Source organism: Sediminispirochaeta bajacaliforniensis DSM 16054 (assembly GCF_000378205.1).
Lineage (GTDB): Bacteria > Spirochaetota > Spirochaetia > DSM-16054 > Sediminispirochaetaceae > Sediminispirochaeta > Sediminispirochaeta bajacaliforniensis.
Genome location: NZ_KB899439.1, coordinates 1 through 23,945 on the forward strand (window position 1 = coordinate 1; position 23,945 = coordinate 23,945).

23 protein-coding genes and 1 pseudogene are annotated in these 23,945 nt (G+C 41.8%); 2 read left to right on the forward strand and 22 right to left on the reverse strand.

Annotated elements, in window-relative coordinates:
• The 22 genes and pseudogenes from F459_RS22715 to F459_RS0120720 form a co-directional block, all read right to left on the reverse strand.
• On the reverse strand, nucleotides 1-202 hold a 202-nt coding region (locus tag F459_RS22715; RefSeq protein WP_020614552.1), incomplete at its 3' end, for a transposase.
• A 99-nt stretch (nucleotides 203-301) separates the two neighbouring features.
• Complete coding sequence (locus tag F459_RS0120625; RefSeq protein WP_020614553.1) at nucleotides 302-1,810, reverse strand: hypothetical protein; 1,509 nt, start codon at nucleotides 1,808-1,810, stop codon at nucleotides 302-304.
• A gap of 4 nt (nucleotides 1,811-1,814) precedes the next feature.
• The gene (locus F459_RS23370) at nucleotides 1,815-2,222 is read right to left on the reverse strand and encodes a GtrA family protein (protein WP_020614554.1); all 408 of its coding nucleotides are present in this window, start codon (nucleotides 2,220-2,222) and stop codon (nucleotides 1,815-1,817) included.
• Complete coding sequence (locus F459_RS0120635) at nucleotides 2,171-3,112, reverse strand: glycosyltransferase family 2 protein (RefSeq protein ID WP_020614555.1); 942 nt, start codon at nucleotides 3,110-3,112, stop codon at nucleotides 2,171-2,173. Before F459_RS0120635 ends, F459_RS23370 begins: the two co-directional genes overlap by 52 nt.
• A 20-nt stretch (nucleotides 3,113-3,132) precedes the next feature.
• The gene (locus F459_RS0120640; protein WP_020614556.1) at nucleotides 3,133-4,218 is read right to left on the reverse strand and encodes a DegT/DnrJ/EryC1/StrS family aminotransferase; all 1,086 of its coding nucleotides are present in this window, start codon (nucleotides 4,216-4,218) and stop codon (nucleotides 3,133-3,135) included.
• Nucleotides 4,215-5,210, reverse strand: coding sequence for an NAD-dependent epimerase/dehydratase family protein (locus F459_RS0120645; RefSeq protein ID WP_020614557.1), 996 nt, complete (start codon nucleotides 5,208-5,210; stop codon nucleotides 4,215-4,217). The genes F459_RS0120640 and F459_RS0120645 overlap by 4 nt, the downstream gene beginning before the upstream one ends.
• On the reverse strand, nucleotides 5,207-6,523 hold the full coding sequence (locus F459_RS0120650; protein ID WP_020614558.1) for a nucleotide sugar dehydrogenase: 1,317 nt from the start codon (nucleotides 6,521-6,523) through the stop codon (nucleotides 5,207-5,209). Before F459_RS0120650 ends, F459_RS0120645 begins: the two co-directional genes overlap by 4 nt.
• A gap of 32 nt (nucleotides 6,524-6,555) precedes the next feature.
• The gene (locus F459_RS0120655) at nucleotides 6,556-6,954 is read right to left on the reverse strand and encodes a sugar 3,4-ketoisomerase (protein ID WP_020614559.1); all 399 of its coding nucleotides are present in this window, start codon (nucleotides 6,952-6,954) and stop codon (nucleotides 6,556-6,558) included.
• A complete protein-coding gene (gene rfbA, locus F459_RS0120660) occupies nucleotides 6,955-7,827 on the reverse strand; it encodes a glucose-1-phosphate thymidylyltransferase RfbA (RefSeq protein WP_020614560.1) in 873 nt (290 codons plus the stop codon).
• A 73-nt stretch (nucleotides 7,828-7,900) separates the two neighbouring features.
• The gene (locus F459_RS0120665) at nucleotides 7,901-9,667 is read right to left on the reverse strand and encodes a hypothetical protein (RefSeq protein ID WP_020614561.1); all 1,767 of its coding nucleotides are present in this window, start codon (nucleotides 9,665-9,667) and stop codon (nucleotides 7,901-7,903) included.
• On the reverse strand, nucleotides 9,658-10,833 hold the full coding sequence (locus tag F459_RS0120670) for a glycosyltransferase family 39 protein (RefSeq protein WP_245540245.1): 1,176 nt from the start codon (nucleotides 10,831-10,833) through the stop codon (nucleotides 9,658-9,660). Before F459_RS0120670 ends, F459_RS0120665 begins: the two co-directional genes overlap by 10 nt.
• Nucleotides 10,834-10,907: 74 nt before the next feature.
• Complete coding sequence (locus F459_RS0120675; RefSeq protein ID WP_020614563.1) at nucleotides 10,908-11,975, reverse strand: hypothetical protein; 1,068 nt, start codon at nucleotides 11,973-11,975, stop codon at nucleotides 10,908-10,910.
• The gene (locus F459_RS0120680; protein WP_020614564.1) at nucleotides 11,965-13,071 is read right to left on the reverse strand and encodes a glycosyltransferase family 4 protein; all 1,107 of its coding nucleotides are present in this window, start codon (nucleotides 13,069-13,071) and stop codon (nucleotides 11,965-11,967) included. Before F459_RS0120680 ends, F459_RS0120675 begins: the two co-directional genes overlap by 11 nt.
• Complete coding sequence (locus F459_RS0120685; RefSeq protein WP_020614565.1) at nucleotides 13,072-13,827, reverse strand: hypothetical protein; 756 nt, start codon at nucleotides 13,825-13,827, stop codon at nucleotides 13,072-13,074.
• Complete coding sequence (locus tag F459_RS22725; protein ID WP_020614566.1) at nucleotides 13,824-14,795, reverse strand: polysaccharide deacetylase family protein; 972 nt, start codon at nucleotides 14,793-14,795, stop codon at nucleotides 13,824-13,826. The genes F459_RS0120685 and F459_RS22725 overlap by 4 nt, the downstream gene beginning before the upstream one ends.
• Nucleotides 14,792-15,796 (reverse strand): glycosyltransferase family 2 protein, encoded by a 1,005-nt coding sequence (locus tag F459_RS22730; protein WP_020614567.1) that lies wholly within the window; start codon nucleotides 15,794-15,796, stop codon nucleotides 14,792-14,794. The genes F459_RS22725 and F459_RS22730 overlap by 4 nt, the downstream gene beginning before the upstream one ends.
• The gene (locus F459_RS0120700) at nucleotides 15,786-17,390 is read right to left on the reverse strand and encodes a glycosyltransferase family 39 protein (RefSeq protein WP_020614568.1); all 1,605 of its coding nucleotides are present in this window, start codon (nucleotides 17,388-17,390) and stop codon (nucleotides 15,786-15,788) included. Before F459_RS0120700 ends, F459_RS22730 begins: the two co-directional genes overlap by 11 nt.
• Nucleotides 17,374-18,504: a hypothetical protein gene (locus tag F459_RS0120705; protein WP_020614569.1), complete on the reverse strand. Its 1,131-nt coding sequence runs from the start codon at nucleotides 18,502-18,504 to the stop codon at nucleotides 17,374-17,376. Before F459_RS0120705 ends, F459_RS0120700 begins: the two co-directional genes overlap by 17 nt.
• On the reverse strand, nucleotides 18,488-19,660 hold the full coding sequence (locus tag F459_RS0120710) for a glycosyltransferase family 4 protein (RefSeq protein ID WP_020614570.1): 1,173 nt from the start codon (nucleotides 19,658-19,660) through the stop codon (nucleotides 18,488-18,490). Before F459_RS0120710 ends, F459_RS0120705 begins: the two co-directional genes overlap by 17 nt.
• On the reverse strand, nucleotides 19,660-20,769 hold the full coding sequence (locus tag F459_RS0120715) for a Coenzyme F420 hydrogenase/dehydrogenase, beta subunit C-terminal domain (RefSeq protein ID WP_020614571.1): 1,110 nt from the start codon (nucleotides 20,767-20,769) through the stop codon (nucleotides 19,660-19,662). Before F459_RS0120715 ends, F459_RS0120710 begins: the two co-directional genes overlap by 1 nt.
• A 12-nt stretch (nucleotides 20,770-20,781) precedes the next feature.
• Nucleotides 20,782-20,952: pseudogene (locus F459_RS24720) on the reverse strand (4Fe-4S binding protein); the annotation flags it as partial.
• A 21-nt stretch (nucleotides 20,953-20,973) separates the two neighbouring features.
• Nucleotides 20,974-22,029 carry a polysaccharide pyruvyl transferase family protein gene (locus tag F459_RS0120720; protein ID WP_020614572.1) on the reverse strand — a complete coding sequence of 352 codons (1,056 nt, stop codon included), beginning with the start codon at nucleotides 22,027-22,029 and terminating at the stop codon, nucleotides 20,974-20,976.
• A gap of 541 nt (nucleotides 22,030-22,570) precedes the next feature.
• Here F459_RS0120720 and F459_RS23775 point away from each other — a divergent pair.
• Entirely contained in the window at nucleotides 22,571-23,266 is a 696-nt protein-coding gene (locus tag F459_RS23775) for an IS4 family transposase (RefSeq protein ID WP_020614573.1), read from the forward strand.
• 11 nt (nucleotides 23,267-23,277) lie between these two features.
• On the forward strand, nucleotides 23,278-23,664 hold the full coding sequence (locus tag F459_RS24725) for a transposase (RefSeq protein WP_407636030.1): 387 nt from the start codon (nucleotides 23,278-23,280) through the stop codon (nucleotides 23,662-23,664).
• Nucleotides 23,665-23,945: the final 281 nt, after the last annotated feature.

A 23,945-nucleotide genomic window follows, 5' to 3' on the forward strand; every position in this document is an offset into this window, starting at 1 on the left:
CCTTGGTCAACAGCTTTCGGTTATAATGGCCGGCTCGATACCCCTTCCGATCTGTGTTTCTCTCATGCTTCTGGGCATTGACCAATTGCTCGGCTTCAGCTTCCAGCATGGCATTCAATGTTTCCTCTACCGTTTCTCTAACAAAATTCCCTAAATGGTTTTTGACTTCTTCCTCATTTATCTCGATAATCTTACTGTTCATATAGTCCTCTTTCTGACCTGGTTTTGGTCGTACTTAATCAATCGTCAGATTGAGGACTTTCTTTTTATCAAAATTAGAATTTGCGCAAGATATTGTACGTCATCGGCGAAAGTAGTCCGGTTCATAAAGAACGGGCCAAGGGTTATGTAAATAGGGGCGCGTTCTTAATATATAATGAAAGATTCCGATACTCTCTAAAGTTATCAATTCATCGCCAGGCGCCACATACTTATGTAATTGTGTAACGGCATCATCTATAAGATGAGCGCGTGTTTTCGTGGTATAAACCCCTCTCAAAGAGGGATCTGTCATCCTTGTAGTAAGTAATCGACGGTTATGTGAGTCACGATAAATTCCACTGTATAAATCGGTCCCTCCAAGTGGTAAAACTATTGCTATGAGGATTACAGGAACAACGGCACATACCGATCTACCACGACCTTCGGTCCGAAAAAAAACACTGTCTGAAGTGAATAAAATTGCAAGCGCAACAGGAATGGATAAGGTAAAACCATAACTAGAAACCTTGAGGCCGGTGTCGGAACCTACCGAAAGAGCAAGAAGTAAACAGATAGAAACCATAGCCAAAAGTGTTCTTCCCGAACCAAAACGCTTCGGGAAAAATATTGGAATCCCACAAATAAGATAACACACCCCAGAAAGGCCCAAAAGGGCAGTCCGCAACGAAAGCCTGCTAGCAACGAAAAAGGAGGTAGTAATAATCAAAGCAAAGAAAAAATATTTTATTATCACATGCTTGCTATCATCAATAACAGCCAGCACAGCAGAAAAGAGTCCAGCAACAGAAATAATGCCGATACCAACTAATAATGCTTGCAGATTTTGACGTATAAACCTTGTAAACATTCGAAATGGACCATAGGAATCATGGACTGAAGACTTCAGAAAAAGAAGGAACAAAGAGTCGCGATATAATTCCAAATGCCCCATCAAACACATGATACCAACAATGGTAAACAGCATGACAAGAACACCAAGACAATAGCCTAAAAGAATCCGTAACCCTTTATGAGGATCAAGATCAAGGAAGAGAATTGCATAAGGAATGCACATAAGCATGCCAATGCCAAGTATTCCTGGTATACGTGCGAAGCCAGCAAGGAGTACAGCCATTCCACCAATTAAAGCCCATGCAAAGCCTCCGGATGTTATAGACTTTACAAGCGCTACACCGGAAATAATAAGAAAAAGCGCCGAGGTGTTATTATAATGGATAATAGTGATTTTTCCGGCAAACGCATAACAAAGACCGAGAAACAACCCGAGGTAAAGCATCTTCGGAGTCAAATAATCACGTAAAGTATAATAAACAATGGCGGCCGAAGCCCAAAAAAGAAGCACCGCTCCAAGCTTCATTCCGTAAAAACCAAGGCCCGAAAATACCTTCATACAAAGCCCACCGAGAATATTTGTCAACCAGAGATGAAACCAGTATGAAACAGAATCTGGTGCAGAAAAAATGTTTCGATAGTTAGCAAGCAGCCAACCGGTATCGGTGACATCAAAGCCCTGAAGAATAATAAGTAACGGAAAGAGAATTAATGGTATTATAAGAAAATGAGAAAGTGATTTCGATAGGCGACGCATGTTATTACGCCTTTCGCCGAGAAGAGACGAAAACAAAAAATTTCTGCAGAAAAAAGGAAAACAAAACCGAAATCGACAAGGCTATGAATTGGCCAAAATATTCTGACAGACCAAAGCCTTCGATACACCACCGCAGTAAAAGCCAGTTAACACCAAGGACAACAATGTAGCTTCCGACCATTCTTCCAAACATAGCTGCCGAGGTTTTTTCCTTATGCGCGAAGGTAAAGTGCTTATTCATAAAGAAACTAAATGTCACCCCAAAACAGTATTCGAGCACGAGGGCAAGACTATAATGCAGGCCCAAAGAAACAAACGCCGAATAAATCCCGTAGGTAACCAGCGTATTTACTACGCCGATTATGTTGAAGCTGAGTATTTGTCTGATAAGTGCTTTGTTTTTACTACCCATTGAGGAGTCCCATTTGTATCAAGATAGTGTTTCCCGATGTATTCACCTGCAATTCCTAAGGAGAGCATTTGCAGCGTAGCATTAAATAAGACAATAACGACCGTCGACGCCCATCCCTGCGATATTTCCGGATGAAGAATTTTGTCGACAATAAAGTATATTCCAAGCCCCAGGGAAAATAATCCGGTAAAAAAACCGAGGAACGTCACAAGGCGAAGCGGTTTTATGGAAAAATTAATAAACATGCTGAGCCATAAATTAATCAATTTTCCCAAGGTATAATTTGATTTCCCCTCCTTCCGGGGAAGATGCTCCACATATACATCGGAAATATTGTTTGTCACACGCAAAAGCAAACCGTCAATGTATGGAAACGGACCAGTATATTTTATGATCTCATTGACAACATCACGGGTAATCAATTTAAAGCTACATAGATAGAGGTTTTTTGGTTTACCGATCAGCCAGGTTGCCATTCTATCGTTGAATCTACTGCCCCAATTCCGAAACCAGTTGTGCTTTTTCTTTCGGTATTTTGCATAGACAACATCAAAACCTTTTTCCGCTTCCTTAACCAGTTTTATTATTTCCGAAGGCGGATTCTGAAAATCATCGTCGACGATAATCGCATAGTCACCGGTCATGTGATTAAGAGCACACATGACGGCATTATGCTCACTATAATTTCTTCTTAAGCAGATATAGGAGACATCATCGTTCTCTTCTGCAATCTGTGTGCAAACCCGATCACTGTCGTCCTGACTTCCGTCGTTAACAAGTACAAATTCCAGCTCATATCCGTAGTCCCTAAGCTGCCGCCTTGTTTCAGCAACAAGGTCGCCTATTGTTTTTGAACCGTTATAAACCGGTATGCAAATTGAAAGCCGCATACTGTATTCCGTCCCGTCTCCTAAAATGAATTCAATGCTTCGATGACCCGGCAGACATCATCTTCGGTATGGCAAAAAGAAATTGGAAGACTTAAGGTTGTCTTATGAATTTCCTCTGAAATCGGACAATCAAAATGATCGAGTATCCCCTTCATTGCCTCCTGACGATGCGGGGAAACCGGATAGTGAACGTCCGTTTTTACGCCTTTTGTCAGAAGATATTCCTGCAGTTTCTCTCGCTCCGGATGACGTATATTATAGATATGATAGACATCAAAAAAATCATCCTGGACTACGGGTTTTATGAATGCATTGGAAAGTCCTTCATGGTACAAAGCCGCCAGCTTACGCTTATGCTGTGTAATTACATCAAGGCTCTTCAATTTGATTCGTAAAAAGCCTGCCTGGATTTCATCCAATCTCGAATTAAATCCGACCACTTCGTTGTAATACTTCTTTTGGAAACCATAATTGCGAAGTACTCGAATCTTTTGGGCCAATACGGGGTCATTGGTGGCAACGGCCCCTGCATCGCCCAGAGCGCCAAGGTTTTTCGTGGGATAAAAACTAAAAGCCCCGAAGTCGCCGAATGTACCGGTGGTCTTTCCTTTATAGGCAGCGCCGTGAGACTGCGCCGCATCCTCTACAAGACGAAGATCATGTCTACGACAGATATCAAGAATCGGATCCATCTCGCAGGATTTTCCGTAAAGATGTACAACTACTATTGCCCTTGTCTTGGAAGTTATCTTCTCTTCGATCTTTTTGGGGTCGATATTATAGGTAGCAATATCAGGTTCGACAAGAACGGGAATAAGGTCGGATTGTACGATCGCCAAGATTGTCGCAATATAGGTATTCGAGGGAACAACAACCTCACTTCCCTTCGGAAGATCAAGAGCCCTGAGGGAAAGAATGAGCGCATCCAAACCGGAAGCTACACCGACACAGTACTTTGCTCCGATATATCGGGCAAACTCTTCTTCGAATTCGGCGACATTCTTTCCTAAAATAAACCATCCGGACTTCAGTGTTGCCTCGAAAGATGTTTTATACTCCTCGATAAACGGAGCATTGGCAGCGCCAAGATCTTCATATGGAATCATGTATTTCTACCGTCCTCAAGCCACCATTCGTTTTTTCTTGCCCATTCAATGGTACGACGGATTCCTTCCCGTACCTGGATTGTTGCTTTCCAATGAAGGACTTCATCGGCTTTCGAGACCTTCGGCACGCGGCGGGGAATATCCTCATATACCTTACCATACTCTTTCTGAGTATCGAATATACGATAGGACGTTCCATTGTTCGTCTCTTGAATAACCGTCTCGATTACTTCCTTCATTGTCGTCTCCACCGAATTCCCAAGGTTGAAGGCCTCGCCTACTGCCTTAGGATTCTTTGCAGCGGCAATAATCCCCTGAACAATGTCACTAATATAGGTAAAACAACGGGTCATTTTTCCGTCATCATACAAAAGCGGTTCCTCACCACGCAGGGCTTTGTATACACTTTGGGAAACAACGAAGAAAGGATTCTGCCGAGGTCCATATGCATTGAAAAAACGCACAATGGTAAACGGTAAACCGCTTGCCCTGTGAATTCCATACAGCATGTGCTCGCAAACAGCCTTTGCCGAACTATAACTCCATCGATCTATCGATGTCGGACCAAGAACCCTGTCACCGGCCTCATCCCAAGGAATAGCCGGATTTTTTCCATAGATTTCACTGGTACTGGTAAAAAGGACCTTTGTATTGTATTCCCGGGCAATTTCCAGCAGATGCCGGGTTCCTATAACGCTTATATCAATCAATGTCAAAGGATCGGCTATATAATTTTTGATACCAACCACAGATGCCAGGTGGTACATAACCTCAGCATCAGGAATCCAGAAAGCACGGAGAGCCGCAGGATCCCGAATATCTCCAACCGTATAATGGAGATGAGGATGATCTTTGGCATCCATCAAGTTTGGAGCCTTATCCAAAGGCACGATATCAAATACATACACTTCATGATCAGGCAACAATGCATCAATTAAATGGCTGCCGATGAAACCGGAGCCCCCGGTAACCATTACTTTAGGTAGATTCATCTTCCGACTCCTTTATAATGTAACCCGACCGACTCCATTTCACGGATTTTTTCTTTTGAGAAAAACATTCTTCCATCGAATATAAGAGCCCCCGGGTTGGCAAGTTCCACTATTTGTTTTATCGGGATATCATGAAACTGTTTATGTCCGGCCAGGAAGGCAACACAATCAGCATCCCTTATCGTATCTTCTACATCCTTAGAGACAGGCAGTTCGGTAACCAACTGGATATCATGTTCCTCCACCCAGGGATCACAAATTTGCAACACATATCCCTCGGCTTGGAGCGCCTCAATGACCGGTTTTGTCGGAGTAAAGCGGCAATCTCCGGTATTATTTTTAAAAGCTATCCCCATGACAGCGACCTTCGTTTTCGCTGTAGGTTTCCCACGTCCCTGTAAAAAGCTCTTTATCAATTCCACCGAATAGGTCGGCATGCTGTCATTTACGTTCCGGGAAGCAGGAGGAATCAACAATTCCAATCCAAGATTTTTACCCAATCGGTGGACAAACCAGGGATCTTTGGTGAGGCAGTATCCCCCCACGCCCACCGAGGGAATCAGAATATTCACGTTGCCCGTTCCCTTTGGCAGGCTGTTTGCAGCACGAATGACATCAAGCACATCGATATTCAGTCTATCGGCAACCTTTGCCAACTCACCGGCCAAGGCAATATTGAGGTCGATCCATAAATTATCGGCGAGCTTTACCATCTCGGCTGCTCTGGCATTTCCGACTTCTATAACCTCGACCCCCAAAGCCTCACGCCAGAAGGCGGCAGCACGTTTCGTGGCCGATTCGGTCACTCCTCCGACAACAACAGGAATCGCAGTGAACTCCCCAATAGCTTTCCCTTCGGCAAGCCGTTCGGGACAAAAAGCAAGTTCCACTTTTTTGTCTGCAAGTACCTGGCCCACAACGCCTTCGGTAGTATTCGGAGGAACAGTGCTTTTCAACATTACCAGCGCACCATGACAAACATAGGGTGCAATCATTTCGGCAGCGGCACGAATCTGAGAAAGATCGGGATCATGATCTCCGGACAGGGGAGTTCCTACCGTTATGACAATGGTCTTACAATCGGCAACCACCGACGGATCCTTACCAACGAATAATCTGCCAGCCTCACGACCCTTCTTTACCAATTCTTCAAGTCCGGGTTCGGCGAAAGGACTGCGTCCCTGCGCAATAGCATCGACAATACGCTGATTGGGCTCGACGCCCATAACCGTATAGCCACGATCGGCAAGGACGGAGCCGATAACCGACCCGATATATCCGAATCCGACTACCGCAATTTTTCTATTTTCCATTGAAACAACCTCATACAAATAATTCTTTTGCTTTATCTCACCGCTTGAAGAAACTGTTCGTAATCATTGATATATTCTCCCGCATCGTAATAGATATCACTGAGAGCAAGAAGCAGGCAATCTTCGGAAAAATGATGCAGGACCTTCCAGGTTCTTGGCTCACAATAAAGCCCTTTCGCCGGTGAGTCCAGAAGAAAACTCTCGTATTCATCGCCATTGTCTACATCTATAACACAACTACCCCGAAGCACAATATAGACATTACGAGAACGCATATTGGCGTGATTTCCCCGGGAAAGATCAGAAGTCATGCCATACATATAATAGATTCGAGCAATGGAGAAAGGAATCTCTCGAGCCTCCTCCAGAGCGATAAGCATTCCCCTGGAGTCTCCTCGTTCGGTAAAACAAAGCATTCTTGCCTTCTCCATTTACAGAAGCTCCTTTGAAATTTTCAGTAAATAATCTCCATAGCTTGAAGAGGAAAGCTCTTGTGCCCGGGCCAACAATCCCTCTTTATCGATGAACCCCTTTCGATAGGCAATCTCTTCCAAACAAGCGATCTTCAAGCCCTGGCGTTTTTCTATGGTCCGAACAAAAGAGGATGCATCTAAAATCGAATCATGGGTACCGGTATCAAGCCAGGCAAAACCTCTACCAAACAATTCCACCGCCAATTCTCCATGTGAGAGGTAGTACCTATTCACATCGGTAATTTCCAACTCTCCCCGGGGAGAAGGTGTGATCGATTTAGCGATATCAACTACCTTGTTATCGTAAAAATAGAGACCGGTCACAGCATAATTTGATTTCGGCTTCTCGGGTTTTTCCTCGATGCTCAGCGCCTTAAAGTCGGCATCAAATTCAACAACACCAAAGGCCGTGGGGTCGTCAACGTAATAAGCAAATACGGTGGCACCACTTGAGCGGGCAACCGCTTCATCCAAAACATCGGAAAATCCCTGACCATAAAATATATTGTCTCCCAAAACAAGAGCAACCCTATCATTTCCGATGAAATTTTCACCAACAATAAAGGCCTCGGCAATCCCGTTTGGTTTATCCTGGACCAAGTAATTGAGGGAGATCCCCAATTGCTCTCCATTGCCAAGCACATCGAAAAACCGGTCAATGTCTTTGGCCGTGGATATAATCAGAATATCCCTGATACCAGCCAGCATGAGAACCGATAGGGGATAATAAATAAGCGGCTTATCGTACACCGGCAGCAGCTGTTTGGTAATTGCCTTCGTTACAGGGAAAAGTCGCGATCCGGTACCACCGGCAAGTATGATTCCTTTCATAGATATCCTTTTGTGTATGCCAGATTGTTATATTGGATTTTACAGCTTTGTTCAACACGCTGAGGTAGCATCATCATGAAGATGGTTCCAAGATCATGAAGGTTTCATTTTCCCAGACCGGCACATAGCCATGGGTGTCCAGGAACTCATAAAAGACGTTACGATCGGCCACGGCCATTTTACTGCCCCGTAGAGATCCTTCCTGCGGCCAGCCGTCGGAGGAGGTCTCCTGTTTTGCGATAACGACAATTGGAGGTTTTCCGTACACTGAAAGACCAGCTGCCAATTCTCTCTTAAAATCCTCTGGAGTGAACTGGATAGGCCAAGCATTGCCGGCAAAAGGAATCGTTCCCGACAAATAATGCAACATGCAAACGCTCTCGAAACTCAACAGGGGATCTCCCGGTTTGACATAGCCCTGCAGGGCATCGAGGACCTCGCCAACAACGTTGGCCCGTTGGGGTGTTGTACGAACGCCCCGCAAGAGCGGATGATCAACCGAGGCCGTCATTGCCGAGCGCTTATCGTTATCCCGGTATGTTTGCATCCACAGCTCACGCGTACCGACCAAAAGGCACATGGCCATTAGCAGTAGTCCTATTCCGTAGCGTGTTTTCGCAGACAGCCGAAAATGGTAGGTAACAGTTTCTGATGAACGTTCAACCGAGAATTCGCGTCTCCGCTCTTTGTATGTGGTCCAGAATCGGAGCATTAATGGTAATACCAACACAAGGCCGTATTCCGAAACGGAAATCCCCGTATCGGAACCTGTCGAAAGAAGCAGAAGCGAAAGAAGGAGCATAAAAGCCAGCTGTTTGGAACTTCCGTCACGATCAGCCGGAGAGCCAAACAGAACGGCAATGCAAGTCAGGTATGCCGCTCCTACCATGATGTAACGAAGATTGTTCAATGCTCCTATAATATATAAAAGAAAAAAACCACCAGCCAAAACGATAATTCCACCATATCGGCAGAAGCGTTGTAAGTTGATTTTTTCAGCTATTCGAGAAATGGCGAAAAAGAGTCCTAAGAGAAGGAACCCCCAACCCAAAGCCGATAGATTCTGCGTGGTAAAACGCCGTTCAAAACCGACGGCACCATAGTTTGTTAGGTCATTATTACCAAATGAAACCAGCTCCTTCACCGATTCCAGATATTGGGGCAGCTGCCCCAATAGTGCCATGACGGTAAAAATAACAAGCACACTCAGAAGGATTCCCAAAACAAAGGCCAGGCAGAAGCCAATCGTATGCTTCCGGAAGCCACTCCTTTTTATCCAGGCATCAAAGAAGATAACCAAAGCAACCGCAAAGAAGAGCACATTTGGAATGCGTACGAATACGTTTGCACCGGCAAAAAAACCTGCAACAAGGACAGAAAGGAAAGATTTCCGTTCAATTCCCCGCAAGAGAAAGAGAAGGGTGAGCGAAAGCAATAAAACCGTCAAACTGTTATAGTGAATAATCGTTATCCTATTCGCAAAATTACCGACAAGACCGATGGCAAGGGATAAGAGCAGGAGATTCCGGCCAACCTTTCCAGCATAAAGACGATAGACGACAAAGGCAGTAAGCCAATACACAACAACAGCCCCTAAGCGCATACCGATTAATCCGTATCGCCCGAAACCAATATTCCAAAGTGCACCGGTGCAATAGGTAAGCCAAAGATGGAACCAATAACGGGCTCCCTCTGGATGCTCGAAAAAAAGGCTATAGTTCGTGAGCAGCCAACCGGTATCGGTAAAATCAAGGCCCTGGAACATTAAAGCCAAAGGAACTGTGATAACGGCAGCGAGAGCCAAAAGCCCCCCCGCATTCTGCAAGCGGTTCAGTGACATATTGTTCCGCCTTTTACAAACAGCATCATATGCCCAACAAGAAAAAATACCAGAACATAGCCATACACGCTTTTAAACCACTGTTCACTCAAAATACAGGAAACATGCCTGGATAACTCCCCATCGTATGTATCAGAGGTAAAACGCATGGGCGCTTTCTTTTCTAGAATAGAAATCATCGATGGGAAAAAAAGCATCAGTCCCGGTAAGGCATATTTACTATCACGAGTCGACCATATGGAAAGCACAAGCAGGAAAAAAACACCGAGTACGGCGAGGAGCCTACGGTACTCCGGATGGTGACGCGTTTCCGCTATCAAGGTAAAACAGAACAGAACCAAAGCAAAGCCCAGCAACGTGTCTGCATAGATAATATGAAACTCATTCATAGCCAAGCCTAGGGCAGCCAACAAACAAATAAAAAGAGGTATACAAACACGGCGGGGTAGCCGATCGGCAAGGAAGCCGATACCGGTTATCCCTAAACAGAAAGCAAGCCCCATATAAAGGGAACGTCCCCAATCCACTATGAAACGTTTTCGTGTCATATACCATCCAAAAACCGCTTTTTTATCCCCTAACTCACCATACCAGTTTGTCAGACCGGAAAGAAAATCAGGCAAACGTTCTAAAAGTGCCAAGGTCCCGACGGCTGCCGCAAAAAAAACAAACAGCCCCAAAAGCATTATGAGGCTTTGAAGCAATCGTCGCCCCAAAGGCTTGGAGCGAAAGAAAAAAGGCGGAATGCAGAGAGCAAGTACGAAAGCAAAATTTACGATTTTTATTCCTGTAGCCATCCCGATGATCATTCCCGACAGAAATAAATAGGACATATTACGTTCTGTATTCGATGAACGAAGCAACAGATAGAGCAGAATCGAGGCTGTTACCATCGTAAGCATATCCGGAACCGAGATAAAGCAACCGGTTCCCAAAAAGAAGACGCCGCCCACCCATATCCCAATGATAATAGTCTCAGGAGAAGCAATATCTCTGTTTACAAAGAAAGAAACGAGGACGATACAGAGATACCCTACCAAGGTCGCGGATAGGAAAAAGAAATTGTATGCAGTCGGCGGAAGCGTTTCTATTCCATTGCCCATCATCCAAAGGAAAGGAAAAACCGGATCATAATCTGGATAGGTCAGAGATTCCCCTTTCGCCATCCAATATAAAAACATGGCAAAAGGGAGAAGAACTAAAGACCAATATGCAAAACGACGGAATGTTATTATGGGTTTCACGCCATAATCCTCTCAAGAAAATTTTGCACCCGATGATCGACAAGTCGAAATTGGCTTTGGTATGCTTCGTATGCATTTGATCTAAGGCGCTCAAGTTCCAAAGTAGTATCCATTACTGTATTACAACGCTCCAGTAAATTTTTTCCGTCCCAATCGACGGACACATAGGTTTCATCGGGAAGATACACATCCGGCCAGGTTTCTATGTGCGACATATCCGGTTTGATCAATACGGATTGGTTCAGTATGGCTTCAAAATCGCGGAAACAAATTTCTCCCCAGCCAAAGGGGCTCAACACCGCCCGGACCTGGCGCATTTCCTGATTAAACTGCCGTAAGGAAACCCGACCGGTAAGAAATAACGAATTCGATTCTGCCTGTTTGAGAAAAATCTCACGATGGAAAGCAACGGTGCGGCGGTCGAAGTTCGTACCGAAACGGGCACTTATCCTGGGAATTCTTTTCACACTTCCCCGATACCGTTCAGGGCTGGAATAAAGAAAACGCATGGCTTTCATGCCCCAAAGGGGTTCCAGGCGCCGCGCCAGGCCGTTTCTGATCTTTGATTTTGGATAACAGCCGATACCAAGATTCCAGGCCAAGTGCAGCTTTCGAAGCTCTTCAGGCAAAAGAGCAGGGCGAATTTCTTCGTTATCATCTACAAGACCGCAGGTACGGTGGTAATAATCGGTGAAAGCCCGTTTCCCGTAAGAGGGACGAGTATAAACATCTCGATCACGCTGTAGCTGTTTTTTGTAATAGATATCAACATAAGGAAACACTGCAGTATTCAGCTCGTCGGCACTGGCGGTATCGTCAAAATAGACAACCGTACGAAACCGATCCCGAAAGTGTTTGAGCAGCAGCACATCCTGTGCAATTTCCCTGCGCTTATAAAAACGCACAAGCAAGAGAACAGGTTCCCGGGCCCTGTTCAATACATAATCAAGGTCATCGGTGAAGTAAAAGTGCTTTCTAAATTTAGAAACCTTCAGGATGGGGTAGAGGGTATGGAAAAGGGTGATATCGTCAGCAAGATAGAAACAACAGATTTCAGGCTTCATGAACAAAAACCCTTTCAAACCAGATAGTATCCACTTTATCAGGACTGTATTTTGCTGCGATCTCACGCGCTTCTTGCCCCATGGTCGTAAGCTCCGTTGGATTGGAAAGCAATCTGATCATAGCATCCGCCAGGGCCTCGACTTTTCCGTGAGGAACAAGAAGACCTGTCTTTCCCGATTCAACAACATCCCGGACACCAGGTACATCAAAACCGACACACGAAACTCCAGAAGACAGAGCTTCCACGATTCCCATAGGAAAGCCCTCAAACCGCGAAGAAACTGCATACAGATCGGCGACGGCAAGTACCCCGGCGGGGTTATCGGTTATTCCCGGAAGCAAGATTTTTCCAGTCAGGTTAGCGGGAATAGCCGTTTCAAGCTTTTTCCGTTCCGGTCCATCCCCGAAAATGACAAGTCTTGTCTCTGGAATCTTTCGGTAACACAGAACAAAAGCCTTGATTAAGGCCAAAAACCCCTTGATGGGAACAAGCCGTCCCAAAGACACAATTATTTTGACAGGAATATTTTCCGACGGAAATAAATCAGCAGAAGAAATTTTATGTATTGCCGAAGCATCGGGAAAGCTCACCGGATTAGGAAGGACAACCACTTTCTTTGCATCGATGTCAGGGTATCGTTGCATAAAAGAGCTTCGAATACTATCGGTAAGCACTCCAATCTTAAAAGCCCGACCGTATAAATGTTTTCGCAGGAATTCCTGCCGCCAATCAATATCCGCACGATCTAAGATACTATGTTCACAAACAACCAACGGTTCCTTTGGCTTGGCAAGCAGGCAGAAAATATTGGTTTTGATGACGAAACTAACAACAAAATCAGGCTTCAGTCGATCTGCAGTTTTCCTAATACCGCGTATAATAGCCCAATGGGCCCAGGGCCAATACCAATACTTTCTTTCAATGTCGAGGGAAACACGATTGACTTCGGGCGCCAGAACGTAAAAATCATGCTGGGGACTACGTAATGTAAGGACAGAAATTTCGTGCCTCTTCGACCAGCTGTTCGCCAAACTGCTGAGCACGCGTTCCGCACCTCCCGGTCCCAGGGAAGAGACGATAAAGAGGATTCTCATTCAATCCTTTCCTCGCAGACGTCTGGACAAAAGATAGAGACTACCCTTTAGTGTCAGCGGCTTACGACAATTGTATTCAGTCACGGCCCGACCACCGAAATCTTCCTTGAAACGATTGATTGCCAATTTGGCCTGATCCTCACTGCCGGTATACCAGCCCCCAAGATCGTATGTGGTGAACCCTTTCGTTTTGAACCAGAGCATATCATCCCAGTGGAGGAACCGGTTAGCTCTTCCTACTAGATTGCGAAAGGATGAATCATTACTGTTTCGAAATAGTGATGAGGAGTGTAGCAACCGAGCGCGACCAGAGGAAGCAATATATGAATGCCAAACGATTGTCTCATCCTGTTCCGAGAATCGTGCCTCGCGAAGTACAAGCTCCCCGGCCTCAAGACAAGCCTTCAAATATGTAAAAGACACCGGAGACATTCCCTTTGACCGAGCAAACTCGGCATAAAACTCAGCAAACCGCAGCAAAGCATCATCGTCTCGCTCATAAGAATAGACCTCGATCCCATCCCGGTCCCGGGCCCGCCTAATCTTTGACGCAGTGCCCTTGCTAATATCGGAAAAAAGCTCATCTTCGGTACGAGTCAGATCAAAGAGAAGCGTTGAAAACTGATGGCACCGGGCATGCTCAGGAGGACTTTCTACTTGTCGTAAGTCAAGGATGTCAAAACCCTTCACAGAAGAAGTAGGTGGTTGAAACCACATTTCAGCAACAGAAACATATTTACCTTGCAACGTAATCATAGAGACTCCTTAGCGGATAGAGAAGAAAAATAGTGATTACGATACCCGGATAAGGTCATTCCCTGAGTTACATCCTTCAGTTGCGAAAAGAGCGTTTCAAGATGAAGATAGAGCCTTTCCACGCTTTCATGATCGGAAAAGTAGGGACTGCCCCCGGGCATCAATTCGGAAGAGTGAATCATAAACTCCAGATAATCGGCGCCGGATGCAATGTGGCAACGCACAAGCTTAAGCATATCCTCGAGGTTTTCTCCGTTGGGACGGAGCCATAGCGGCCGTAAAAGCCTTCGGGAAAGCTTACCAGGAAGCAAGGGAGTAAACATCTTGAAAGCCCTACGCCTAATTCCAATGGTAACCGGCAACTCCAACAAACCAGAAGAGCCTGAACGTCGAAAATCGGAAAGCGATGGTTCATAGGCGCTTTCGGGAAAACGTTCATAGCCTCGCGGAGAAAGAGGAGAAGCCGGAGAGGATGGTTTTAATGCCACTCCAGGTGTAACGGAACAATCCACAGAATATCCGGCATTCACAAGCATACGCAGATAGCGCTCGTCCATAGCCCAACGGCCAGCCCGATGCGCTACAACACCAGAACCCAATTGACTTCGTAATGTATGCGTCACCCTATCAATTTTTTCTTCCATTACCTCATCGGGATATTCGATAAGATAGGGCTGAGGGCGACGTACCTCACTATCTAAAGGATGAGCCGGAGGTGTCGACCAAGCATGGAGATGCATCCCAATTTCACAGGTACCGCGTTTTAAGGTTTCCTCTGCAAAATGCAGAAAATCAGGACTCCGCCCCATATCATAATCGGTTAAATAGGTCGGCAGAAATCCATATTTTTCACATAGATTTTGAAATCTGGGTAAATACCGGCCATTTTCCATCGACACGGGGCCGGCTGTAGAGGTCCAAAGATTATCTCCCTCCGTATCAATGGTAATAAGAAAAGCAGGTTTCATACTTTTTTGCTCCTATTATGATTCCCTTTAAGAAATCGTACAAAACGAAAAAACGATCGGACAAGAGGACCTGGAATCAGGGCAACGATAAGCATACGAATCCAGTAAGACGGTTGGACCGAAAAATAAAGCATTCGTACATCCGCCGGACAAAGCGCCCCCTTGCGCAACCTATGCTTTAAAGCACTTTTCCGTTCGGCATTCGCAAGTCTTCGCATTTCAGCGACAAAGGCAGGCCCAAATCTGAGCAGCAACATCTTATCTTGTATCAATGTCTCGATGGTCTGATCCATGCAATTACGGACAGGAGGGGGTGTCGTATGGGTAACCATATTAACCGAATCACGATAATAGACAGCCCCTAAAAAAGGAGACCAGGCAAAATCGGTACACGATAGCAGGCGTAGCCATGTATCACGATCACCGCCACGCACACACCGGTCTTCGGGGAAGCCTCCGATATCCAGCAAAAGTTCCTTCTTAACTGCCACAGCAGAAGTATGAATTGGATTGCAATCTTGGCTTCCGTAATGAGCATATGCCAAAAGATTGATACATTCAGGTTCTCTTTTACCTGTTTTCTGATAAAAGGGATCAAAGGAGAGCTTCCCAGAGACTGAGACTTCACGTTGTGCAGTGCCTATGAAAGCAGAATCAGGGAAAAGAGCCATAAGACGCCGATATTCATCCAGAAGCCCTTCGGCCCATTGGTCATCGGCATCAAGGAAGGCAATCCACTCGCCTGCGGCCTCTCGAATTCCCAGATTTCTAGCTGCATATCCCCCGGGCCCCGGTTCCGTTCGTTTACATAAACGGCATGCAGGCCTACCGGTAATAAGGCCCTCCGCTATTTCCCTTCCACCGTCAGAGGAGGCGTCATCGACAATAATGAGTTCGTAATCCGATCCCTTTTGAGCGAAGACAGACTGGATTGCCCGCTTGATATGAGGTGCTTTATTGTGAAGGGGAATTACTACGGAAAAGAAAGAACTACTTTTCATAAATTTCAATCGTCGGTCCGACACAATACATTGTCCGTTCCAATATCATTTTAATAAAAGAATTAATATAAAACGGAATTCTTAATTCGGCAATACGTCCTTTATATAAGCTTGATAGAGGAATGCGAGGCTCTATCTTCTTTATACACCTAAGATTAGAGCGAATTTTATCATAGGAAGCTATTTCCTTGTGGTATAGCTTTTTATTATTGTAAAAGCGTTGATACACACCTGATGAAATCATCAAGTACTGGTATTGAGGAGTAGAATAAAAACGATCATAATCAACCAAAAGGGGTAGGGGGCTATCAGGCCGAAATGGTGTATATCCACTATACATTGAGTTATTTTCAGTTATACCATGTTCCTTGCAATAGGTTAAAGCCAACATATTAGTATGCGGAGCTCGCAACTTTGCATCACTATACAAACTTTGAGAAATAAAAGCAGCCAAAAGTAAACTTGTGAGGAAGATTGCAACGTATTTCAGATATTTATTGATATGTTTGAAATATTCATATACATATGCAATTCCCAAGGAGGAAATGAGTAGAGGAGTCGTGTACATGGGGACAGCCCATCGTTCCCAATGTAGAATAACAACACTTAATAACAGGCAGTAAAGAGCCCCATAAAACATAAAAACGAATTTTGCATTTCGATTTTTTATAATAAAAAATAATCCAGCAAACAAAAATACCAAACAAAAAAAACCAGCAAACTGTTGATACATACTTACATAATATTTAATATTTCCAAACCAGCCTAAAATAGGCATCCCCATATGGGCCCCGGACTCACTAACAAGAGCTTTAAACGTTCTTCGAAAATTCAAGAAAATACTAGGAGAAATTATATACATAAAAAAAAGAAATAATAAAAAAGATTGAATCCATTTAATAAATAATCTTTGCAGTATTTTTTTCATTCCGGTATGATTATTACGATTCTTGAATTCTACAATTGTGATACACAAAACGGGGAAAACAAAAGAAATCAAACCAGGATACTTTTCTAAAGTATTAAGTGCCGAAAGCAAGATCACAAAATAAGGCAAACGCTGGTCGTTTCGTTTAATATATCTAATGGAAAATAAAATTAGCAAAAGAGTAAAAAATAAATTAACTATTTCCGGTGTGATGTAATGCGAGTGTTCAACAAATGGAGGAAAAAAAGCAAAGCAAAGAGCTGCTGGTATACTAAAATCAGGAAGAAACTCTCTACCGATAAAATATGCGACCACAACGCAGAAAGTACCGATAATGGCAGAAATTGTACGCCCTATTATAATAAACAGACTCAGATGAGTTTGAAAGACTATATGTGCCCGGCTTTTATAAAAAATCAACGAAACAATATTATCTACAAAAAAATTAAAAAATATCGAAATATGGTTAGGTCTTCTATATTCATCAGGAATCAGCGTGGCATTTTCAGCCATATGGACAGCGGGAAGAAGAACAACATCCTCATCGGGATGTACCCAAAGTGGTAAGCCAAAATTATTACCAGTAATACGCAGTAAAAACGAAAGGATAACAATAATAATTAATATTGTTACCCTCTGCTTATCCTTTTTATCTATCGAATTCAATTTCTATGTTCCTTCTTCTTAAAGCTTTTTTATACAGTAAAGTACTTAAAGTGTTCTGGCATATATATATTCTTTTATATTTTTCTTGAGACATCATGAAATCATCCAATTGGCGGCAGAACGCATCTAAGGAAAGATTATTCTCGAAATATTCCCGACTATGAAAGGACATTGAGGAATACCTATTATCGAAACGGCCGTTTAATATCAACAGAACAATCGAAAAGAGCTCATTAAGCGAACGAAAAACCATGCAATTCTCTCTATCACATAAAGAAGGGATATATACCTCTGGGTACTGTAACAGTGGGACAGTACCAACAGCCATGGCTTCTACCGTATTATGGCAAAAGGGCTGAACTACCCCGGGAGGTGATAAAAAGAATTTACTCATCGACAGATATTCAAACCACCGATCCTGGGGGATCTTACATATAGCGGTATCACACAAGACAAACCGTTCCCGCAACATGCCCAAACGAATTGCTTCTTCCAATTCTGCCAATGAGTGGGGTTCAAAGATATTCTCAGCAGGAAGTGTCATTTTAAGAAATTGAATAATTTCATAGCGAGTAGCAATATTGAATAGTTCTCTTGTATCGGGGCGATCATAATCAGCTTTATCGAAATTTCCGGCAAAGAACAAGCGCATCGGACGGTCATGATTTTGAGCCAATGCCTGCGTTTTGTCTATTGTATCCTTTTCAATAAAATCGGGATGGAACATGATGGGAAAAAAGATACCTTGATATTCCGGTCTACCAAACAAATCGAAATCAACGACTAATTCTTTATGTTCAGATTTATGATTAGGTGAGGTTGTAACAGACAAATCAACGTCACACCCTGTTTGTGAAATAGTGAAGTCTGCGTTCCCTTTAGAAAATATTTTTCGGCCGTATACTCCTGTTTTGAGCAATTCTTTTAACGTTGAAGAGAAGAAAATTCGCCATCCAAAGAGGGCAAACATGTGCACCAACATGTAAGTTGGTCGCTTTAACTCTGTATCTTTATAAGAAAAGAAGACACATTTATCTTTTTTTATGCGTCTTCTTTTTATTAGTAAAACAAGAAAAAAAAGAATATTTCTACAGTATTTAAGCTTTATTTTCATAAAAATGAGCATCCATAGCTTGTTGAATCAACTTTCGATATCTTAATCCAGCTGATTGCTCAGTGTGCATCAATATAGTATTTCTAGCATTCATTAGAATTTTCTTTTTCTCCTGCTGAGTTAAGCTAAGAACTTTTCGTAAAATATGCTCTATAGATGCTACCGATGGATCGGGACACAAGAAGCCATTTTCACCATCAACGATAATTCCATCAATACCCTCATTTTTTAACCCGATTACTATACATCCATATGCCATCGCTTCCAGATAAACCAATCCGAAAGTCTCATTTGAACTTACAAGAAGAAAAATTTGAGGATTAATAAGCATAGGAAATACTTGACTCGAATCAACATGGCCAACAAATTGGATTTTATCCTCTGTGTCAATTTTTTTCGATAAAGTTACAAGAGAATTAAATACCGGTCCGCCACCAACAATCGTATAAGAAGAAAACATAGGAGATAAATGCCCAAAAGCTTTAATTGCATTATCAATATGTTTTCTGGCCTTCAAAGTCGAGACTGTTATTAAAGCAGGAAACTCCTCCTTATTGGTTTTTTCAAGAAAAAAATCCTTAGATCGAATATGCTTTTCTGCTATACCAGAATTAACAACAAATAACTTTTTATCAACAGAATGAGGTGGTAGTAATTCCAAAAGTTTTCGCTTTATTTGGAATGACCGGCAGGCAACTACATTGGCAGAAACAATCGCCGTTGAAATTTTTTTCCCAGAGGAGTTATTTGCTTTTATGCAATTAATATCTGTCACATGAATTCCACATATAAGAGGAATGCCAAATTTTAAAGCAATTTGACGTCCGAATATATGACTCGTCTTATAATGGCTCACTATTATGTCAGGGTGAATATTAAGTTTTTTAAGGAGATGATAGAGATGAAAACGGAAAAAAAATGATAAATATTCTTGTCGGAAATATGGAATAAGATATACTAATACATTTCCTACATTGCGTTTTTCTATTTGAAAAAAACGATGAAATTCTTTTTTCTTTATTTTAATGGGTTTAATCACAATGATATTGTCATCAACCCAATATTTTACAAAATTATGTAATGCAAAAGTCTTTTCCATCCGTGATTGGTTATCACTTTGTGGATATAATGCAGTGATAAATAATATGCAAGCCATCACAAATTCCGTAAGATAGTATATACTTTATTAATTTTTCGATATAATCGAAAAAATATATTTTTTCTCTTTCGCTTTTCTTTTTCTAACCAAACAGATATAAAATTATAAAGGTCATTTCTATTTTCAAAAGAGTCAATCTTTAACGATAAAGATAGCAATTTCTTTTTTTTGGCAATATTCCAAATCCTTTTCCATTCTTTACAATTAGAAAAGGAGCGATTTCCCCTTTTCAGTCTCCATGCAAAAACACTTGCATGCCAATCTTCCATTTTTTCTCTTATGCGCTGCCCGTCTACAGCAACTTTAATATCGACGGGACGCAAGGTAACTATCTTTTTATCTAATGCATCTTCTATCATAGCATCACCTATATCTGTACGAGTTAACACAAGCGATTGTTTTTTTCCTTTTGCCCCGGGAATACGATGAGGATCACCGCACACAATATCAGAAAAAACGTTTATTTTATCAAAGCATAGCCGACATCTCAATGGCGTAAAAATTTCTTTTATTGAAGACCAAGCATCATGCGGGAGAATAGTTTCATTATTATCGCTATCTCGTACTATTGGGGCGCCAGGATATCCCGTCCTTCCTGTGTCGCGAAAAATTAGATCAACAACATTCTTTATTCCTGACTGATGAATCATATAGTCAATTCCACCGGTAGTCATTACTTTCTGGCAGACAAGACCAATCTTTATTATTTTTCTTTTTTGCCATGAAGGAATCATGTTCTGCAAATTTTGAAGACCCTGCATATGACATGGCAGGCCAACAATAGCAATAACGTGTTCATCATTGGGAATCTCCTTCAACGTTGCCAAAAGGGGAATCGGAGTATATTTAGATTTCTGCGATACTATCAACGTATGGCTATCGGTTACAACAAGAGATTCTCCTCGAGGGGGTATTCCTTCCCGCATAATAGAAACAACTACATATCTAACATTCTCAGTTTGAATAAGATAGTCAAGAAGGGCCGTAACGATTCCACCACTTTGTCCATTTTGATGGATAAGCTCATTGTTTGCAAAACCGACATATGCAGAAGAGACCGACCCAACAAAAAAATTCTCGTGTTGATCTTCAGAAGGGTTTTCCATGAGATTCTTTCCGGGACAAACTTTAAAACAAAGGCCACATTGAGTACATGCATCAGAATTTATTCTTGGAAATAGATATCCTCCGGAACTTTCAATAAAGGTAATTGCATCAACAGGACAGGCAACACTACACGCTCCACAAGAACTACATAAGTAATTATTAGTTACTGAATCTATAGTCATAATCTATTTCACTGGCCTTTTTTAACCTAAAGCTTCAGATAAAAAATTGTAAGAACTGTCTTGTAACTTTAATAGGATCTCATTGATGGATGAATAATCAATATTGTCAATACATAATTGAATCTTTTCGATAGTAAGAGGAGAATCAACAAGCAAATGGGTAATTCCCAATTTCTCAGTAAGTCCTTCCACTTTTGCGGCCTTTCCAGGATGTTTAAGCATAACAAATTTTTTTTCATTTTTTAAAGCAAATATCATACCGTGATAGAATTCAGTAACTATAAGGTCCGCAGATTGAAAAAAGGCAAGCCAACGCCCAGGATCAATATAAGGAAAGGATTTATCGGCGAAAGATAATCGCCTATTAACTGATATTATTTTAAGACTATGAGCTTTAGCATACTCGCAAATTGGGATTGCATCTTTTTCATCTATACCAGCATATATCAAAATATACTTATCAGAAGATACTTTTTTCGCCGATGTTATTATTTTGTAATCAAACAAGAATGTCGGATCAAGGACTTCTGTAATATCTGAATTAATTAATGGCAAGATAAAATTCTTTGTATAACTATCCCTAACCGATATGAAATCAAATTTATTCAATAATATTACGACTTCCTTATTATAGTCATCCTTTTTAGCACGATTCGAAGAACTTACGGCATAAGCAATTCGATGGGTCCCATCATCACAAAAATCTAAAAAATAAGAATAATCATACCCCCTAATCCCCCCCAGACGCCAAACTTCATCACTTCCGACAATTAAAGTATCGTACCTTGCATGAAGTTTCTGCAAGCTTTTTTTTGTATACATAGGAGGTCCACTTAATGTTAAATTTTTTCTTCCAAATAATACAAACCGAACATATTTTAACAAATAAAATATATCTTTCGGCTTATATAAACCAGTTCGAAAATACTCTTTTAGCGCTTGATATGGCTGATAATTGACAACCTCAACTAAAGCCTCGGGGTTAAGCTTTCTACACACAGAATAAAGCCCACAGCACTGCAAAATAGCACCGTAGTTTGTAACACTATGAAAAGTTAATATGCCAATTCGTTTCATATTGATTAATACCTTAAAGAAATTTAGTTGCTTAACAAACTATTTTTAGTTCGCAAGATAGTCAGTGCCTATACTAGTTTCCCACTCTTAGTCGATCATCTTTCTGAAAATACTGTAAAAATCTGCCCATCAGTTGAGTCAAATTTATTGAAACCTCTTAACACTTGTGATATGACCATGCCCTACAATAAATAATTACATGATTTTCTTAGGGGAACCTCTGTAATCCTTTACTTAAAGAAAGTAGCATTCGGCCTACCTTATTTTAGTCCATTCTTTAGGAGCTCTTTAATTTTTCTCGATTTTCAGCTTCAATCACTTCGGATTCTAGTATGTACTTTATATGTTTTCTTCTCACAAGCACACGATAATCAGGTTTTAAACTCAAAAGACATATAAGACAGTCAAACCATTATCTGATATTAGACTTTGCACATCAATTCATAGCTGTCCAAAACAAGGACTATTAATGGCCTGAGATCCAGAGTATACTGATTTAAGCTTGGCGGCATAAATCTTTATACAAGAAGGAAATCAGGCCATGGGATATCAGAATAGCATTTTTCAGCAGATTCTTCAAAGCATACCGAGATATGAATTTGAAAAATCAGTAAGAAAACACAATGGAGATTTTGCTTCCAAAGGATTTACCTGCTGGGAACAGTTTGTTTCCATGATATTTGCTCAGTTATCGGGACAAACAGGACTTCGAGGTATAGAAACGACAATGGAATCTATGCGGCAATCTCTTTATCATCTGGGAGTGAAACAAGTTAAGCGCTCAACATTGTCGTATGCGAATAACAATCGGCCATCTACCATCTATGAAAACGTTTTTTCAGACCTTCTGGAAAAAATACTGTCAATGGAACGACGCCATAAGCATAAATTCAAGAACCCGCTTTACAGCGTAGATGCTACAACAATTGATCTGTGTCTCAGCTTGTTTCCCTGGGCTGATTTCAGAAAACGAAAAGGCGGCATCAAGTTGAATGTGAAGCTGGATCACAAAGGATACATTCCGACATTTATTTCGATGACCACAGCAAAGATACATGAACTGAAATCGTTAAAAGAAATGGAGTTCAACCCCGGGGATGTAATAACCTTCGACAGAGGCTATACAGATTTTAAATTATTCGCAAATTATTGTACTAAAGGCATTTATTTCGTTACCAGACAGAAAAAGAATGCCGATTACTCAGTCGTTATCACACCAGCAAGAAATGTCCTTTAAAGCTGCGCCGAATTCGGTCGAAAGATCCAGAAACTGGAAAATATGTTGTCATTCTCACAAATAATTTTGTTTGGTCACCGACTACAATATCTGCCATATATAAAGACCGTTGGCAGATTGAAATATTTTTTAAAACCATAAAGCAGAATTTAAAAATAAAGAAGTTTTTCGGGACATCCAGAAATGCAGTGATGACTCAGATATGGATCGCATTGATTGCATTCTTGTTGATCCAACAGTTGAAAATGTTGTCTACCAGAACATGGACTCATTTCTCTCTTATGAAATTGATTCCGACTATTCTGAACTCTCGAAAAGATATCTGGACTATTCTTAATAAACCGCCACCGAAGGGCAGAATAACAAAATCTGTAAATCTTCAGCTGGTGCTGTTATGATTGTTTTGGACAGCTATGACATCAATTATATAATCATGAGGAGGCCCGCCTTTGGGCCATTACACTCTTTTCCTATATATATAGAGTTCAAGCACGACGAAAATTTCTTTTCATATTTTTTAGGCACATACCTGCAATACTTCTTAAAAAATCAAAAGAAAAATATATTTTCCCTAAACATGACAATACGGGAGAAGCAAAAATAAGTTTAAAATATATACGCAAACTTCCAACCCCTCCAACTTCGAGGTAGTGTCAATAAACTTGCGCAAATTCTTTTT